The sequence below is a fragment of the Devosia sp. XK-2 genome, from assembly GCF_037113415.1.
Taxonomy (GTDB): Bacteria; Pseudomonadota; Alphaproteobacteria; order Rhizobiales; family Devosiaceae; genus Devosia.
This window is the reverse complement of sequence record NZ_CP146608.1, coordinates 2,568,067-2,584,548: the sequence shown is the minus strand read 5'-3', so window position 1 is coordinate 2,584,548 and position 16,482 is coordinate 2,568,067. Positions and strand designations below refer to the sequence as shown.

Here is a 16,482-nt window from a genome sequence, read left to right as displayed (position 1 = left end):
TACACGCCTCCGCCCGATCGACACCGTGCGGCCTGCCTCCTCACCCCTTGCCATTCGAGCGCAGCTCTCATGGCCTTCTTGCCTCCAGCCGCGCCACCGGCGCGTCCGGCCCTTCGGGACGGCTCGAAGTTCGTCGGTACCGCGTGTTGTCGGTGAGGACGGGGGGAGTATGCGGGAGGTTGGAGGGGGCGGGGATTATTTTGTGAATAGCCTGTCGTCTCAAAGCGTTGAGAGGCCGACACCCCCACCCTGCTCGATTCAACGGACTTAGCTGACGCCAAGTCCTATCTCGCTTCCCTCCCCACAAAGGGGGAGGGACCAAGGGTTAGGGGCAAGGTCAGAGGGGACGGCAGGTTACGACCTGAGCCTATGTGAAAACTCGGCTTAGCGCGAAGTCGATAGAACGATTTGCTGCCGCCCATTGCCGGGCGCCAGTTTCCACCGGTCGAAAGGCCTGCCGAGCGCCGCAAGTTTTCAAATTGGCCGCCGAAAACTGCGCGCTCGAATGGCAGATGGAATTGCTTTCCAACTGCGGTTTCCGGCACCGGGTTTTCACACAGCCTCGACCCTAGTGCAGTCACATGGGCGTCCTGTGCTCCTCACCAAGAGCGGACATGCTGCCTTCAATTATGTGGTTCTGGACACAGTGCTTTCGGGTTGGCGGGTTAGCAGGGCCGCAGCCAGGGCAACAACCGCAGAGGCCAACATCACGAACAGTAAGCCTGGCCGGGCATTTTCCTGCGTCAAAACGGCGCCCGCGACCGCGGCCATGATGGAGGCGCCGGCGACGGTGATCGCACTGGCCAGTCCGGCTGCGCTTCCCGTGTGTGTTGGGTGAACTGAAATCGCCCCAGCGCTGGCGCTCGGTTGCGTAAGGCCGTTCGACACGCCAACGAACAGGCAGGGCCCGAACAATGCCAGCACATGGTCGATGCCGGCGGCGTATAGGATGAGGCCGAGCGAGAGGCCGGCGCAGGCCAGGACCCGTCCGGCAAGCAATATGGTGGTCATCGGCAATCTGCCGGCGAACCGGCCGGCCAGAAAGCTGCCGGCCATGAAGCCACCTGTGATTGAGCCCATGTAAAGACCGAGGATCGCAGGCGACAGATCGAAGGCTGAAGCGGCCAGCGGTGCGCCGGCAAGGAAGGCATAGAAGGCGCCGACCGAAAAGGCGCTACACAGGCAGTAGGCCCAGAAGCGCTTCGAGCCAAGGAGCTCGGGATAGGCCCGATATTGTTCTGCCATCGTGTCCGAGGGGGCGCTGTTCGTTTCGCGCAGGTCGATCCAGCATAGGGCCAGAACCGCGGCACCAAAGAGCGCCAGAACGCAGAAGCCAGCTCTCCAACCCAGCACCTGATCGAGGAGTCCGCCAACCGTCGGGCCGAGCATGGGCGCTATGGCCCAGGCCATGGCCAGATAGCCGAACTGGCCCGCTGCCTCGTCCCTGCTGGTCGTGTCGCGGATCACGGCGAGCGACACCGCATATGTTGGCGCGATCACGGCCTGGACCATTCGGCAGGCGAGGAAGGTCCACGCGTCAGGCGCCAGGGCGCATCCAACGGTCGCTGCAATGAAAATGACCAATGCCCAAAGGATTACCGGCCTGCGGCCGAAGCGGTCGGAAAGGGGACCGAGAACCAATTGAAGGCATGCCGACGCCCCCGCATAGACTGCCAGTGAAAGGCCCATAGTCGCGTAGTCCACATCGAACTGGGCGGCCATGCCCGGGAGCGATGGAAGGAAAAAATTGATCGGAAGAATGGCGAGTGCCGACAGCAGGACCAGCGTGGACAGGCGAGGTCTGCGCAACAGATTTTGCATGATGATGACCGCTTAGATTGCTTGACCAGTAGACGGGCAATAAAAAAGCCCCGCTTGGGGCCGATTTACCGCGCATGGGTGCTTTCGCCTGACAGCTATGCTGCCGTGCCCATGCGCCCACCTACTACAGCCAGATAGCTTCCTGTCATCATTCAATAATTTTAGGGTGCGACGTTTCCTTCGTCAACTGGTCATCGGCCAATGCAGCGATCGAACTGCCGGCGCCAAAGCGAACTGTGTGCTCCCTACCCCGTTCCGGCCGCGCTGACCCGGACACCCCGGCAGCGACCGTCTTGCAATATGTCGACCCCGCACAAAAAGAACGCCCGGCCGCGTTTGATCGCGGTCGGGCGCTCCGGGAGACTGTGCGGCCAAAAGGCCGCCCAGCTTACTTCAGGAATTCATCGACATTGTCGGCAGTGACGATGTCATTGCCGGTGTAGATGATTTCGTCCACGGTTTCGCCATTGACGATAGCGAGCAGCGTGTCCATCGACACCACGCCCATTTCATAGGGACGCTGGCCGACCAAGCCATGGGCATAGCCTTCGCTCAGCAGCTGGAGCTGCTGGGGCAGGGTATCGGCGACGACAAGGGCCAGGGCACCGCTATCGACATCGGCCTTGTACTGGTCAACGAAGTTTTTCCAGCCATCGGGCGCGAACATGGGCCAGCCGCCGACCGGCACGATGGCCTTGATGTCGGGATTGGCGGTCTTGAGATCGCCCATCTGCTGCACGGCCAGGGCGATGTCGTCGTTCGAGAAGGTCGGCGAACCGGGCACTTCGGTCCAGTTCGAACCGGCCAGGGCTTCACGCACGCCATCGACACGCAGGGCAAGGTTCGGAGCGGCAGCGCCACCCGAAATCATGCCATAAGTGCCGCCATCGGGCGCGATCTGCAGCAGGAGCTTGCCCAGGTCTTCACCGAACAGCTTGTTGTCGGTGCCGACATAGGCGGTGCGGGTGCTGTCGGGCGCGTCGGAGTCGAAGGTGATCACGGCAATGCCGGCTTCGGTGGCGCGATCGATCACAGTGGTGGCCGCGGCAATGTCGGACACCGAAATGGCCAGGCCATCGACGCCCTGGGTGATCAGATCTTCGATGATCTGGGCCTGGGTGGTGGCTTCATGTTCCACCGGGCCGATATAGAGGCAGGTGACATTGCCCAGTTCGGCGGCGCGAGCCTCGCAACCATCGCGGGTCAGGTCGAAGAACGGATTGTTCATCGCCTTGGGGACGACGGCAAAGGTATAGCTATCCTGCGCAATGGCGGTGCCGCCAAGGAACAGGCTGGCGATCGTGCCGAGCACGATGGCTGTCTTGGTCATAGTGGTCTCCTCAAATGAACCGGATGGTTTGATCCGGGTAACCGAACCGGCGAGCCATTCGCCGGCCTCCCTTCGGTGCAAGCAGTCGTTGCCACAGCACCGATCTCGTTGGAGCCGCGCTTGCGCGGCTCCGGATGTCTGTTCGATCAGCCGTTTCGGCTTGAGCGCAGTCGGTCCACCAGCACGGCGGCAACGATGATCGCGCCCACCAGGGTCTGCTGCCAGTAAGGATCGACACGCGCCAGGACGAGGCCGTTGCGGATCACCTCGATAAGCACGCAGCCAATAATGGCGCCGGCCGCCCCGCCGACACCGCCGGCCAGATTGGCGCCGCCAATCACGGCCGCGGCAATGATGGTCAGCTCATAGGCCGTGGCCAGATTGGCAGGGGCCGAGCCGAGCCAGCCCGAAATGATGATGCCATTGAGACCGGCAGCGAGCGAGCACAGCACATAGACCTGGATCTTGACCCGATCGACATTGACGCCGGTCAGCCGTCCCGCATTCTCATTGCTGCCGATGGCAAAGACATGCTTGCCCCAGGCTGTGTGGTTGAGCGCCACCCACATCACAGCGGCACAGATGATGAGATAGATGAAAGACACCGGAACGAATTCGAAGATCTTGCCGGCGGTGACGGCCAGAAACAGCTCCTTGTCGGGGCCTGCGGGGAAGGTGCCCCGGCCCTGGGTGGCCACATAGACCAGGCCGCGCACCATTGAGAGCGTGCCAAGGGTGGTGACGAATGGACTGAGCTTGAGCTTGGCCACGGCCAGCCCGTTGAACAGCCCCACCGCAGCGGCAGCCAGAAGGCCCGCGACCAGCGAAATGATCAGGGCGCTGCCGGGGAAGGGGTAGAACTCCACGGTGTTCAGGCCATTCATGGTCAGCGACGTGGCCGTGGCCGAGAGGGCGATGGTCGAGCCGACCGAGAGGTCAATGCCGCCGGTAATGATCACCAGCGTAATTCCCAATGTCGCAATGGCGATGAAGGAGAAGTTGCGGGTGATATTGGAGATATTGCCGCCCGTCATGAAATTAGGGGAGAGAATGCTCATCACCACAATCAGGACGATCAGTGCTGCCAGCACATAAGCGGACTGGCTGGCCAGAAACCCTTTTTGCCAGAAGCGGGTCTGCCGCACATTGGTGAAGGTCGAAGCATGGGCGTCGGTCATCACGCGGCCTCCTTGGCGCCGGTGATCAGCGCGGTCACTTCCTCGGGCGAGGAATTGGCAATGGGTTTATCGGCCACCTTGGTGCCGCGGCGCATGACGATAACGCGTTCACAAACCGCGAAGACGTCCGGCATGCGGTGGGAAATCAGGATCACGGCGATGCCGGCCTCCTTGAGGCGGTGGATGAGGTTGAGCACTTCGGCCACCTGCCGCACCGAGATTGCCGCGGTCGGCTCGTCCATCAGGATCAGCTTGGCGTCAGAGAGGCGCGTCCGGGCAATGGCCACGGCCTGGCGCTGGCCGCCCGACATCTGGCGCACATAGTCGCCGGCGCGCGTTTCGGATTTGAGTTCGTTGAAGAGCTCGGCGGCCCGATTATTCATCGCAGCGTGGCGCAGGAAGCGGAACGGACCGACCTGACGCTTGAGTTCGCGCCCGAGAAAAATGTTCTCGGCCGCTGTCAGGTTGTCGGCCAGAGCGAGGTCCTGGTAGACGGTCTCGATGCCCAGCCGGCGGGCCTCGCCGGGACTGTGGATATGGGCGTGATCCCCAGCAAAGTGCAGGCTGCCGGCGGTGGGCTGGTAGATGCCGGAGATGATCTTGACCAGCGTGGACTTGCCCGCGCCATTGTCTCCCATCAATCCCACGACTTCGCCGGGCTGGATTGCAAAGCTGACATCGGACAGGGCTCTAATCGGCCCGAAATCCTTGGTCACGCCACTCAGTTCCAAGAGTGCCAACACGTCCTCCCTTGTTGGCGTCGTCTGATGTACGTACCTTTTTCGGGATCATACTGTGCCGCTTCTGGCTGACCGATAAGGGGTCTGGCGCATGCGCGCCCCAGCGCCACCAATTGAGTGGCGACAGCGACAACCGCGTCCTCCCAAAAGCGATCGCCACCGGAGTCTTAAGTCAAAGTTATTAGTATTACAATATGATATTTTTTTGCCCAGAGGACCATCCGGGTCAAAATAAGTGCGTGTGACGAATTTATGGCTAAGCCGACCAGTGGACCCCGTCAAGGGACTAGGCCAGTGGACCGGGGGTGCTGGACACAGCCGGTGGCGGTCAGGGTTGTTGCGGTTTTGGCAGTATTGCCCGTCGTCAGGAGAGGCCCCAGGCGAGAGCGATGAGCTGGGAATTCTGCGGTGGCTCAATGGCAGAGGTCCGCGCGCATCGTGGCGGCAAGTCGTGTCCCGGCTGTTAACGCATGGCGTTAGGAGGGCCCGTAGGGCAACAACAGTATTGCCGTTCGCCAAGCGGCTCAGGGTGCCAAAAATACGCCAATGAAATCAATGGTCGGGCAGGCTGATCTGGCTCGGCTGCTTTCAGACCAGCGTTAGGATAGCAACCCTTTCAGTCACGTAGGGCTGCAAAGTGTGGCCTGAAACCCGACTGTCCGCTTAGGCTATAAAGGTGGCAGCTCACGAATAAATTCGATGGATTTCGCTCTCAGCAACTAGGCTCTGGCCTCGACCAAGGCCGCAATGCCATCAAGCAGCCGTTCAAGCCCAAAGGTGAAGGCCAGGTCGGGATCGCCCAGGCCGTAGAGTTCTCCGACCACTGGCCCCACTCTGGCGGCGGTGGGGTAGGGCGAGAAATCGATGGTCTCAAGAAACGGGGCAATTGCGTACCACCATTCGTCATCGCTCAGCCCCGTTTGTCGCTTGACCATATTGGCCCTGGCGACATCCCTTACGGCGCCAAAGACATAATTGGTGATCAGGGTCACGGTCATATCCATTTCGACCTCGCTGAGGCCAAGGCCGTCCACGGCGATGAGAATGGCCTCATAGGCGCGCAGCGTATTAGGCCCCAGAACCGGACGATGCGTGCTGACCTGTAAGGCCCAGGGATGCTGCAGATAGAAGTCGCGATAGGCTGTGGCGACCAGAGTGATGTTGTCCCGCCAGCGAGCCGGATCAAACACCGGCATCGGGGCATCCACCGGCCCGGCTGCGATCGCATCGAGCATCAGGTCGATGAGAACGGCCTTGTCGGGTATGTGCGTGTAAAAGCTCATAGCCGATATGCCGACCGCTTCGGCCACGCGGCGGGTCGACACGGCCTCGATCCCCTCCTTGTCGGCGATTTCAACCGCTGCGGCGACAAGCGCCTTGAGCTCGACCTTGCTCTTGGGTCCACGCTTGCCAGGTTCGGTCTTGCCCCAAAGCAGTAGCAGTGACCTCAGCGGGTCGCCCTTGCCGGAAATGTCTTCGGCCATGCCATCCTCAAAATACTCTTTACACCGCACATTGTTCTGCTAAACATTGTGCGGCGTACAAAGTTTATAGCGGTCCATCTGAAAAGTCGAGCGCCTGTCGATATCGACGCTGCTGACACGTCGTGTCGGCAGGCATGGAGACATTGCGGCGGGGCGCAAGGGGGAAGAAAATGATCAATGCATGTGACCTGACCCGCAGCTTCAAGACCAAGGCCGGACCGGTCGAGGCCGTCAAAGGGCTGAGCCTCGACGTGGCCGAGGGGGAACTCGTGGCCTTTCTAGGCCCCAACGGTGCCGGAAAATCCACCTCGGTACGCATGCTGACCACGCTCCTGCCGCCCAGTTCCGGCAGTGCCAGCGTTGCCGGCTGCGATATTGCCGGCGATCCCGCCGGTGTGCGCCGCAAGATCGGCTATGTCGGGCAGGGGAGCGGGGCGGGGCAATATTACAAGCTGCGCGACGAACTTCTTACCCAGGGCGCCGCCATGCGCATGCATCCGGAGGATGCGAAGAAGCGCGCCGACGCGCTGATCGGCATGCTGGAACTGTCCGGCATGGAAGACCGCATCGGCTCGACCCTGTCGGGTGGGCAGAAGCGGCGGCTCGACGTGGCGCTCGGCCTGATGCACAGTCCCAGCCTTCTCTTCCTCGACGAGCCCTCCACAGGGCTCGATCCGCATAGCCGCGCCAATCTCTGGGATCATGTCCTGAAGCTCCGGCGCCAGACCGGCATGACCATTTTCCTCACCACCCATTATCTCGAAGAGGCCGACACCATGGCCGAGCGGGTCATGGTGATGGACAACGGACAGCTGATTGCCGACGACACGCCGGCGCGATTGAAGGCCAATCTGGCGGGCGACCGCATTACCATTGGCCTGGCCAATTCCGACGCGGCCAAGGCCGCCGAACTGGCCAAGAACCTGCCCCAGGCGCGCGAGGTCGCCGTCACGGACTGCAAGGTCGAGGTGACGGTGGGAGAGGGGGAGGCGCTGTTGCCCGAGTTCATCCGCCGCTTGCACGAAGTGGGTGTCGACATTGCCAGTGCCAATGTCCGCCGCCCCACACTCGACGACGTTTTCCTCGGCCTCACCGGCCGCACCCTGCGTGAAGCGCAGGGCACCGTGGCCTGAAGGAGCGATAGAAATGGATTTCCTCTACGACGTGAAGACCAGCTTCGTCCGCGAGATGAAGCCGTTGATCTCCGGCTGGGTCTGGCTCGCCTTCGGCCTCGTGCAGCCCTTGCTCTATATCGGCCTCTTCGTGCCATTGCTCGGTGATGTCGGCGGCGAAGGCGTCTCGCCGCTGCAATGGTTCATCCCCGGCATGATGGTCATGCTGACCCTGTTCGGTACCGCCATGGTGGGCTGGAGCCTCACGGAGGAATTGATGAGCGGCGTGCTCGAGCGGTTCCTTGCCACCCCCATGTCTCGGCCGGCTTTGCTCATGGGCCGGGCGCTGAAAGAGATGTTCCCGCTCTTCTTCCAGGCCGTGGTGATGATCGTCATCGCCATTCCCTTTGGCCTGAAGCTCTATCCCATTGAAATGCTCTATGGCCTCATCCTGCTCGGCCTTTTCGGCGTGGGCGTCGCGGCTCTGTCCTATGCCTTGGCCATTGCGGCCAAGGACAATACGTCTCTGTTCTACATGGTCAGCCAGTCGGTGGCCCTGCCGCTGATGCTTTTGGGCGGCGTGCTTCTGCCGCTCGAAACCGGGCCGGACTGGCTCTACATTGCCAGCCGCTTCAACCCGCTGACCTATCTCATCGAGGCGGAGCGGGCGCTGTTCATCGGCCAGATGCTCAATTTGACCGTGCTTTGCGGCACGCTGGTTGTGGCCGGAACCCTGCTGGTCGGATTGGCCATCGGCGCTAATGCCATCCGCAAGGCCAGTATCTGAATGGAATTAAACCCACCGTCACCAGCGGGCTTGTCCCGGTGGTCCACGCCTTCTCTAGTTGAATTGCCGGGACAGGCCCGGCGAAGACGAAGGATGAGGCGTTTGTGTCGGTTTGACGCTGAGTGAATGACCTACCTATCGGGAGACGACATTGCAGGACGATCTTTATGGGGCCATCCGCATCCGCGGGGCGCGCGAGAACAATCTCAAGAATGTCTCGCTCGACATTCCCAAGCGGCGTATCACCGTCTTTACCGGTGTCTCCGGCTCGGGCAAGTCCTCGCTGGTCTTCGGCACGATCGCGGCGGAAAGCCAGCGGCTGATCAACGAAACCTATCCGGCCTTCGTGCAGCAATTCATGCCCAGCTATGGCCAGCCGGACGCCGACCAACTCGAGAACATCTCGGCTGCCATCATTGTCGACCAGCAACGCCTGGGCGGCAATTCCCGGTCCACCGTTGCGACGGTGACCGACGCGGCGCAAATGTTGCGGGTGCTGTTCTCACGCCTGGCCGAACCCAGGCTCGGACCGCCGGGTCTCTATTCCTACAACGATCCACGCGGCATGTGCCCGGATTGCGAGGGTATCGGACAGGTCGCGGCCATGGACATGTCGGCCGTCATCGATGAGAGCAAATCCCTCAAGGGCGGCGCGTTGCTGCCTAAGGACTTCGCCGTCGACAGCTGGTATTGGGAGATCTACGCTAATTCCGGCCTGTTCGATCTCGACAAGCCGATCAAGGATTATTCCGAAGAAGAGCGGCAGAACCTTCTCCACCTCGATGATGGGCGCAAGGTCAAGGTCGGCAAAATCGGCCTGACCTATGAGGGCGTCGTTGCCAAACTCAAGAAAGGCCTGGGGTCCAAGGATCCGGAAAACCTGCAGCCGCATGTGCTGCGCGAATATGAAAAGATATTCACGCGCGCGACCTGTCCAGCATGCTCCGGCACGCGCCTCAATGAGAGCGCAAGGACCAGCCTGGTCAATGGCAAGTCTATTGCCGATCTCTCGGCCATGCAGGTGTCCGATCTAGCGCCTTTCATCAGGGCCATTGACGCGCCGCAGGTCGGCCCCATGCTGGAAGCTCTGGCGCTGCGGCTCGAAAACCTGGTCACCATCGGCCTGGGGTATCTCAGCCTGGACCGGGAAAGTTCGACCCTGTCAGGCGGCGAAAGCCAACGGGTCAAGATGGTGCGGCATCTCGGTTCGTCGCTGACCGACATCACCTATGTCTTTGACGAGCCCTCGGTGGGGCTGCACCCGCATGATGTGGGGAGCCTGGCCACGCTGATGACCCAACTGCGCGACAAGGGCAATACCGTGCTGATCGTCGAGCACAAGCCCGACATGATCGCCATCGCTGATCACGTCGTCGATATGGGTCCGCATGCCGGCTCACGCGGCGGCGAAGTGGTCTATGAAGGCGATTATCCGGGTCTGCTGACCTCTAGCACGCTCACCGGCAGGCACATGAAAAAGCACCAGTCGATCAAGACCCAGGTGCGCAAAGCGTCGGGCGATCAGCTTCGGATCGAGCACGGCAAGATCAACAATCTGCAGGATGTGTCTGTGAATATCCCGCGAGGGGTCCTCACGGTGGTGAGCGGCGTGGCCGGTTCGGGCAAGTCCAGCCTCATTCAGGGGTGTCTGCCCAAGGCCTATCCCGAAACCATCATCATCGACCAGAACCTGGCGCGCGGTTCGCGCCGTTCCAACACCGCCACCTATACCGGCCTGCTCGATGGCGTGCGCAAGGCCTTTGCAAAGGAAAATGGCGTCGAAGCCTCGCTGTTCTCGGCCAATTCCAAGGGCGCCTGCCCGGACTGTAACGGGCTTGGGGTGATCTATACCGACCTGGCCCATCTCGATCCGATGATCACCACCTGCGAGACCTGTGAGGGCAAGCGCTTCCTGCCCGAGGTGCTCGCCCATCAGCTGCGCGGCAAGTCTATCGCCGATGTCTATGAGATGAGCATCGAAGAGGCCACCACCTATTTCACCGAACCGACGCTGAAGAAGACTGTGCAGGGCCTGGTCGATGTCGGCCTGGGCTATCTGACCCTCGGCCAGCCGCTCTCGACCCTCTCGGGCGGGGAACGGCAACGCCTGAAGCTGGCGGCCGAGCTGGGCAAGAAGGGCAATATCTATGTGCTCGACGAGCCAACGACGGGCCTGCACATGAATGACGTCGATACGTTGATCGGCCTGTTTGACCGGCTCGTTGACGCTGGTTCTACCGTGGTTGTCATCGAGCACAATCTGGATGTCATCTCGCGTGCGGACTGGATCATTGATATGGGCCCCGGCGCCGGTCATGACGGCGGCAAGGTGCAGTTCGAAGGCGTGCCGGCGGACCTGGTCAAGTTCAAGCACTCGTTGACTGGACAGTATCTGGCTGAACAGACGGTGCGAACATAGGGGCTTGGCACCTGGGCATTTCACACCAAACGTCCGGCCTCAGTGCACGGTGATCGAGGCTCTCTGACCCCCCGATGACCTTGAGGCTCAGGTCAAATAGGCCAACAGATAGAAGCAAGTTCGTCCGCGCCGGGCAAGCCAGGATCACTTCCGTTATTTGTCGTCGTGGTTGCCGGCTCCGGCTCGGCCTTAAGTACCGAACGAAGCTCAACAGTCTGCGAAAGAGAACATAACGGACAGGGTGGGTCAGTAGATCCGCATCTGCATGCGCATGACGATGTCGGCGCCCAGGCGCTGGAAGCCGTATTCGCGCATGGTGCAGCGCCATTCTTCGCCGGATTTTTCTATGCGGAAGAGGTTATAGCGGGCCGGATCGTCGAGCGTTCCGCCCTGGGCGGCGCTGGCAGCGGCGACGCCGATTACCGGCACTTCATGGGTTTTGCCGGGAATGTGGTGGATGGAGGAGCGGTGCGTGTGTCCGTGCAGGACCAGTTCGGCGCCCTCTTCGGCGATGACGCGGCGGAAGATGCGGTGGCCTTTGAGACCGAAGCTGGGATGCTGCAATTCGGCATTGGGCGGGTGGTGAATGAGCACCACGCGGAAATAACCGGCATCGCCAAGCAGCTTGAGGATACGGGCCAGGCGAGCGGCCTGTTTTTCCTCGAACCGGCCGATGGCGAAGAAGGGCGGGGTGGGCACGGCGCTGGAGCAGGAGACAATGGCCATTTCCCCAATGCGGCGGACAAAGGGAAAGGCCTGGCCTTCGATCGTCTCGCCCCTGAGGTAATCGCCCCAAACGTTCTGGGCATATTCGAGCGCGCCGGGCACATAGGCGTCGTGATTGCCGGGGCAGACGGCCGTCCGCTCGGCGCTGCCGAGATCGCGCAACCAGCGGCCGGCGCGTTCCACTTCGCTATTGAGCGCCAGATTGGTCAAATCGCCGGTCACGGCGGTGAAATCGGCCTGCTGGTCCCGCATATGGCTGACCAGCCGGGACAGCGTTTCGGTATTCATCTCGCCGTGGCGCTTCAGCTTCCAATTGAGAAAGCCGGTCAACCGCTTGCCCAGCAGATCGCCAAAACCCACCTCGGGCATGGGTGAGAGGTGGATGTCGGAGATGTGCGCCAGGGTGATCATCGCGAGGGGTTTTGCCAGAACGGCTCGTGCAAGAAAACGTTCAATCGACACAGTGCACGATTTTGTCGCGGATCAAGCTCTGATACCCAGTGGTCAAAAGGAGATGCGGCCAATGATGAATCGCTTTCAGCGCGTGCGCGCCAAGGTATTCCTGACGCTCAAGGGGCTCTGGCACCGCATGACGGTGGGGACGCGGGTAATGGTGGTGGATGGCGACAAGGTCTTGCTGATCCGCCACACCTATGTCCCGGGCTGGCAATTTCCCGGTGGCGGCGTCGGCCCGGGGGAAACCTTTGCCGAGGCAGGAGCGCGCGAAACGCTGGAAGAGACCGGCTATCGGGTGACCGGGCCGATGGAATTGTTCGGACTTTACCACAATACCAGTCCCGTCACGAACCGGGACCACGTGGCCTTTTATGTGGCCAAGAGCTTCGCCCACGAATTCGAGCGCAAGCCGGACCACGAAATTGCCGAGGTCGGCTGGTTCGATCGCCACGACCTGCCCGAAAAGGTGACCCCGGCGACGAGCCAGCGGATCGACGAATATTTCGATGGCGTGGAGAAGCGGACGGTCTGGGGATATTGAGGGCCCTTCACCTCTCCCTTGGGGGAGAGGTCGGCGCGTCGCGCCGGGTGAGGGGGCCTTCCCATGGCGATGTGTTCGCCATCAGGCCCCCTCACCCCAACCCTCTCCCCCAGAGGGAGAGGGGGCGCAGGGGCCGCCCATTTTGCATCAATCCAGAAACGGCAGTTCGGGTCCAATCGGGATGATCCGATGCGGATTGATCGTGGTATGGCTCCAGTAATAATGGGTGCGGATATGGTCGAGATCGACCGTTTCCTTGACCCCCGGAACCTCATAGAGCGCCTTTAAATAGTGGCTGAGGTTGGGATAGTCGGCGATGCGCTTGCGGTTGCATTTGAAGTGGCCGACATAGACGGCGTCGAAGCGCACCAGTGTGGTGAAGAGGCGCCAGTCGGCCTCGGTGATGGTGTCCCCGGTCAGATAGGCGGTCTCGCCCAAGAGGTCCTCGACCCAGTCCAGCGCATCGAAAAGCCGTGAGACGGCCTCGTCATAGGCCTCCTGCGTGGTGGCGAAGCCGGCCTTGTAGACGCCATTATTGATGTCGTCATAGACGCGGGCATTGATGGCGTCGATCTTTTCGCGCAGGGCTTCGGGATAGTAATCCTCGGTATTGCCGGTCAATTCGTTGAAGGCCGAATTGAACATGCGGATGATTTCCGAGCTCTCATTGGAAACGATGGTGCCGGTCTTTTTGTCCCAGAGCACGGGCACGGTGACACGACCGGTATAGTCGGGCACCGCCTGGGTATAGACCTGCCAAAGGGTGTCCTTGCCGAACAGCGCATCGCCGGTCGAGCCTTCTTCGGTCTTGAAGCTCCAGCCGGTCTCGTCGGGCATTTTGGGTGACACGACCGAAACGGAGATAAGCTTGTCCAGCTCCTTGAGTTTGCGGAAAATCAGCGTGCGGTGCGCCCATGGACAGGCCAGGGACACATAGAGGTGATAGCGGTCGGCCTCGGCAACAAAGCCACCATCGCCGCTGGGGCCGGGGGCGCCATCGGCAGTGACCCAGTTGCGGAAGCCGGCCTGGCTGCGCACGAATTTGCCGCCGGTATTGGCGGTGTCATACCACTGGGTCGACCATTTTCCGTCAATCAAACGTCCCATCTGGGTTCCCTTTCGGTCATCTTGCTGTCGGCATTGGCGGCTTTGATGCGCCTAGCCTGCCTGGTTCGGTGTTGTCCTTAGCTAAGGCCTCAGGCGGATCGTAAAAAGGTAGGCACTCGCAACACACTGTTGTGCAATCGCGAAACGGTGGCGCCGCAAAGCAAGGATTTTGCCAGCATGATCCCAAGATTCCCATTTACGGCCAATCATGTGGGTGCTAATGCGATTTCAGACGTGGAGGCGTCCAGGATGGTGAAGGTTTTGCAGATGAACCGACGACCCTAAGCGGTCGTTTTAGGCGGAGGGCCATTGGCCGGTCCGCATGTTTTTCTGCACATCTTTTCCTGGATCAGACCCATGACCACGCTCGTTGCGGCCGAGGCCGCCGCTCCCCCTGTCGCCGGCCAACCCAATGTTCGGCCCGCAACTACCGCTGACGATATCTTTGTCGAAGATCTGCAGGCCATTGCCTTTGGCCCGGGCCGGTTTGCGCGCACGGCTTTTCGGGTGCGCGAGCAATTTCCCATCGATCCCGGCCTCAGCCTGATCGCGGAAGTGGACGGCACGCCTTGCGGCTCGGTCTGGATGACGCCGATCAGCGTGGACGGCATCAAAGGCTATCTGCTCGGGCCATTGGCGACCCACCCCAATTTCCGCAAACGGGGTGCGGGCAAGCTGCTCGCGCGGGAAGTCAGCAAGCTGGCGCTGGCGCGGGGCGAGGGCAAATTCGTGCTGCTGGTGGGCGACCAGGATTATTATTGTCCGCTGGGCTGGGAGATCACGACGCCGGGCAATATCCAGTTCCCTGGGCCTGTCGATCCCACCCGCGTCCTGCTGCTATCCGAGGACAAGAGCCTCGCCAAATCGCTCAAGGGCTCGATTGCCGCTTTCGACGAGACGGTCTGAGAGCAAAAACAGGTGCAGGATCGGGACGGCATGCTTACATTCGTGTCGTCCTTATTGATTTTGTGCCGGTTTCGTTTTGCCTCCAAGCCCTGACATTGCCCAAATGCTCCTGCCCCGGCTGCTGGCCGAGCCGCCAGCCATGCCGCATAGGGCCGAGCTGGTGCCAGACTGGCGGCCGCTCAGGCCGTTCGAGCGCCCTCCGGTTCCTGCCGCAGTGCTGATCGCGCTGATCCGCCGCCCCGAAGGCCATACCGTGCTTTACACCGAGCGTTCGCCGGATTTGCGGGCGCATTCGGGGCAGGTGGCCTTTCCCGGTGGCAAGATCGACCATGGCGATGCCGATGCGGCTGCGGCGGCCCTGCGCGAGGCCCATGAAGAGGTTGGCCTATTGGCCGAGGATGCGACCATTCTGGGTTATATGCCGACCTATTATACCGGCACCAATTACCTGATTACGCCGGTCGTCGCCGAGGTCGACCCGGCCGGGCCCTTCGTGCCCAATCCGGGCGAGGTCCATTCGGTATTCGAGGTGCCGCTCAACCGCATCCTGGATGCGCAGAGCTATGGGCGCTTCCGGATCAGCCGCGGCGGCAGGGAGCATTCGACCTGGCAGATCGACCATGATGGACATGTGATCTGGGGAATTACGGCCAATCTCACGCGCCGTTTCAGGGATATGGCAATGGGCGAGGCCGCGGCATGATTCCAGACCGGATCGAGAATGCGGCATGGCTCGAAAATCCGGCGGTTCAGGCCATTTTTGCCGCGCTTGATGGCGACCAGGGCCGCACCCGCGCGGTGGGCGGCGTGGTCCGCGACAGCCTGGTGGGCCGCATGCGCGCGCATGCCGATATCGACATGGCCACAGAATTGCTGCCTGTTGCAGTGATGCAGCGGGCCAAGGCGGCGGGGATAGACGCTTATCCCACCGGCATCGACCATGGCACGGTGACGCTCCGCCGCGATGGTCAGACAATCGAGGTCACCACCCTGCGGCAGGATGTGGTGACCGATGGCCGGCACGCACAGGTGCAGTTCGGGACCGACTGGGTGGCCGATGCACAACGGCGCGATTTCACCCTCAATGCGCTTTATTGTTTTGCCAATGGAAAGCTGTTCGATCCGCTTGGCGGGGCCGGTGACCTGATCAATGGCCGGGTGCGCTTCATCGGCGATGCCGCGCAACGGATCGCCGAGGATGGGCTGCGAGTCTATCGCTTCTTCCGCTTTTCGGCGAGCCATGGCGGCGAGCAATTCGACGCTGAGGGGCTGGCGGCCTGCCGCGACGCGGCCGAGGAGCTGGACCATATTTCGCGCGAGCGGGTTGGAGCCGAGATGCTGCGCATGCTCGATCTGCCGCGGATTGCCACCACATTGGGGGTGATGGACCGGCTCGGCCTGTTGCGCCTGGCGCCTGGCGCCGTCATGGCCCTTGCGCGCTATGAGGCGCTGGGCGGGCAGGGCGCGGCGGCACGGCTGGCCATGCTGGGGCGCGATGGCCTGGAAAAACGGCAGGCGGACTGGCGGCTGAGCAAGGCCTTGGTTGCCCACGCCGAACATATTGCGGAGGCCGCGACCCTACTACGCCGCGGCGATATCGGCTGGGCCGCCTATCGCTTTGGCGAAGATGCCGTCGAAGGGCTGGCGGTGGCGGCCGCCGAAGAGAATTGGCCGCGCGAACAATTGGCCGAACTGGCGCGCGATCTGGGCCGGTTGCCGGTGGCGCCTTTGCCGGTTGGCGGGGCGGATCTGGAAGCGCGCGGCATGAGGCCGGGGCCGGATATGGGCGCGGCGCTGGCCATCATGGAGCGGGCCTGGGTGGAAAGCGAATTCTCCGCCAGCAAGGACGCGCTGCTCGAGCGGATATTTCACTAG

General features: G+C 61.7%; 14 protein-coding genes. 7 read left to right on the top strand and 7 right to left on the bottom strand.

Going from position 1 to position 16,482, the window contains the following annotated elements:
• Nucleotides 1-627: 627 nt before the first annotated feature.
• The 5 genes from V8Z65_RS12675 to V8Z65_RS12655 form a co-directional block, all read right to left on the bottom strand.
• Nucleotides 628-1,809 (bottom strand): multidrug effflux MFS transporter, encoded by a 1,182-nt coding sequence (locus V8Z65_RS12675; RefSeq protein ID WP_338720510.1) that lies wholly within the window; start codon nucleotides 1,807-1,809, stop codon nucleotides 628-630.
• A 400-nt stretch (nucleotides 1,810-2,209) separates the two neighbouring features.
• A complete protein-coding gene (locus V8Z65_RS12670; RefSeq protein ID WP_338720509.1) occupies nucleotides 2,210-3,151 on the bottom strand; it encodes a sugar-binding protein in 942 nt (313 codons plus the stop codon).
• A 146-nt stretch (nucleotides 3,152-3,297) separates the two neighbouring features.
• Nucleotides 3,298-4,329, bottom strand: coding sequence for an ABC transporter permease (locus tag V8Z65_RS12665; protein ID WP_338720508.1), 1,032 nt, complete (start codon nucleotides 4,327-4,329; stop codon nucleotides 3,298-3,300).
• The gene (locus V8Z65_RS12660; protein ID WP_338720507.1) at nucleotides 4,329-5,069 is read right to left on the bottom strand and encodes an ATP-binding cassette domain-containing protein; all 741 of its coding nucleotides are present in this window, start codon (nucleotides 5,067-5,069) and stop codon (nucleotides 4,329-4,331) included. The genes V8Z65_RS12665 and V8Z65_RS12660 overlap by 1 nt, the downstream gene beginning before the upstream one ends.
• Nucleotides 5,070-5,788: 719 nt before the next feature.
• The gene (locus tag V8Z65_RS12655) at nucleotides 5,789-6,553 is read right to left on the bottom strand and encodes a TetR/AcrR family transcriptional regulator (RefSeq protein ID WP_338720506.1); all 765 of its coding nucleotides are present in this window, start codon (nucleotides 6,551-6,553) and stop codon (nucleotides 5,789-5,791) included.
• Nucleotides 6,554-6,723: 170 nt separating this feature from the next.
• Here V8Z65_RS12655 and V8Z65_RS12650 point away from each other — a divergent pair, with 170 nt between their 5' ends.
• The 3 genes from V8Z65_RS12650 to V8Z65_RS12640 all read left to right on the top strand — a co-directional run bounded on the left by V8Z65_RS12650 (nucleotide 6,724) and on the right by V8Z65_RS12640 (nucleotide 10,871).
• Nucleotides 6,724-7,686 (top strand): ATP-binding cassette domain-containing protein, encoded by a 963-nt coding sequence (locus V8Z65_RS12650; RefSeq protein ID WP_338720505.1) that lies wholly within the window; start codon nucleotides 6,724-6,726, stop codon nucleotides 7,684-7,686.
• Nucleotides 7,687-7,699: 13 nt separating this feature from the next.
• A complete protein-coding gene (locus V8Z65_RS12645; RefSeq protein ID WP_338720504.1) occupies nucleotides 7,700-8,452 on the top strand; it encodes an ABC transporter permease in 753 nt (250 codons plus the stop codon).
• Nucleotides 8,453-8,603: 151 nt separating this feature from the next.
• Nucleotides 8,604-10,871 (top strand): excinuclease ABC subunit UvrA, encoded by a 2,268-nt coding sequence (locus V8Z65_RS12640; RefSeq protein WP_338720503.1) that lies wholly within the window; start codon nucleotides 8,604-8,606, stop codon nucleotides 10,869-10,871.
• 246 nt (nucleotides 10,872-11,117) lie between these two features.
• On the opposite strand, the gene V8Z65_RS12635 is transcribed toward V8Z65_RS12640, so the two are convergent.
• Nucleotides 11,118-12,008, bottom strand: coding sequence for a metallophosphoesterase (locus V8Z65_RS12635; RefSeq protein ID WP_338720502.1), 891 nt, complete (start codon nucleotides 12,006-12,008; stop codon nucleotides 11,118-11,120).
• 112 nt (nucleotides 12,009-12,120) lie between these two features.
• On the opposite strand from V8Z65_RS12635, the gene V8Z65_RS12630 reads away from it, so the two are divergent.
• Nucleotides 12,121-12,594 (top strand): NUDIX domain-containing protein, encoded by a 474-nt coding sequence (locus V8Z65_RS12630; RefSeq protein WP_338720501.1) that lies wholly within the window; start codon nucleotides 12,121-12,123, stop codon nucleotides 12,592-12,594.
• A 147-nt stretch (nucleotides 12,595-12,741) separates the two neighbouring features.
• Here V8Z65_RS12630 and V8Z65_RS12625 read toward each other — a convergent pair whose 3' ends face one another.
• The gene (locus V8Z65_RS12625; RefSeq protein ID WP_338720500.1) at nucleotides 12,742-13,701 is read right to left on the bottom strand and encodes a glutathione S-transferase family protein; all 960 of its coding nucleotides are present in this window, start codon (nucleotides 13,699-13,701) and stop codon (nucleotides 12,742-12,744) included.
• Nucleotides 13,702-14,058: 357 nt separating this feature from the next.
• Here V8Z65_RS12625 and V8Z65_RS12620 point away from each other — a divergent pair, with 357 nt between their 5' ends.
• From V8Z65_RS12620 to V8Z65_RS12610, 3 genes are all read left to right on the top strand, one after another.
• Nucleotides 14,059-14,607 (top strand): N-acetyltransferase, encoded by a 549-nt coding sequence (locus tag V8Z65_RS12620; RefSeq protein WP_338720499.1) that lies wholly within the window; start codon nucleotides 14,059-14,061, stop codon nucleotides 14,605-14,607.
• A gap of 103 nt (nucleotides 14,608-14,710) precedes the next feature.
• Nucleotides 14,711-15,310 carry a CoA pyrophosphatase gene (locus tag V8Z65_RS12615; RefSeq protein ID WP_338720498.1) on the top strand — a complete coding sequence of 200 codons (600 nt, stop codon included), beginning with the start codon at nucleotides 14,711-14,713 and terminating at the stop codon, nucleotides 15,308-15,310.
• Entirely contained in the window at nucleotides 15,307-16,482 is a 1,176-nt protein-coding gene (locus tag V8Z65_RS12610; protein ID WP_338720497.1) for a CCA tRNA nucleotidyltransferase, read from the top strand. Before V8Z65_RS12615 ends, V8Z65_RS12610 begins: the two co-directional genes overlap by 4 nt.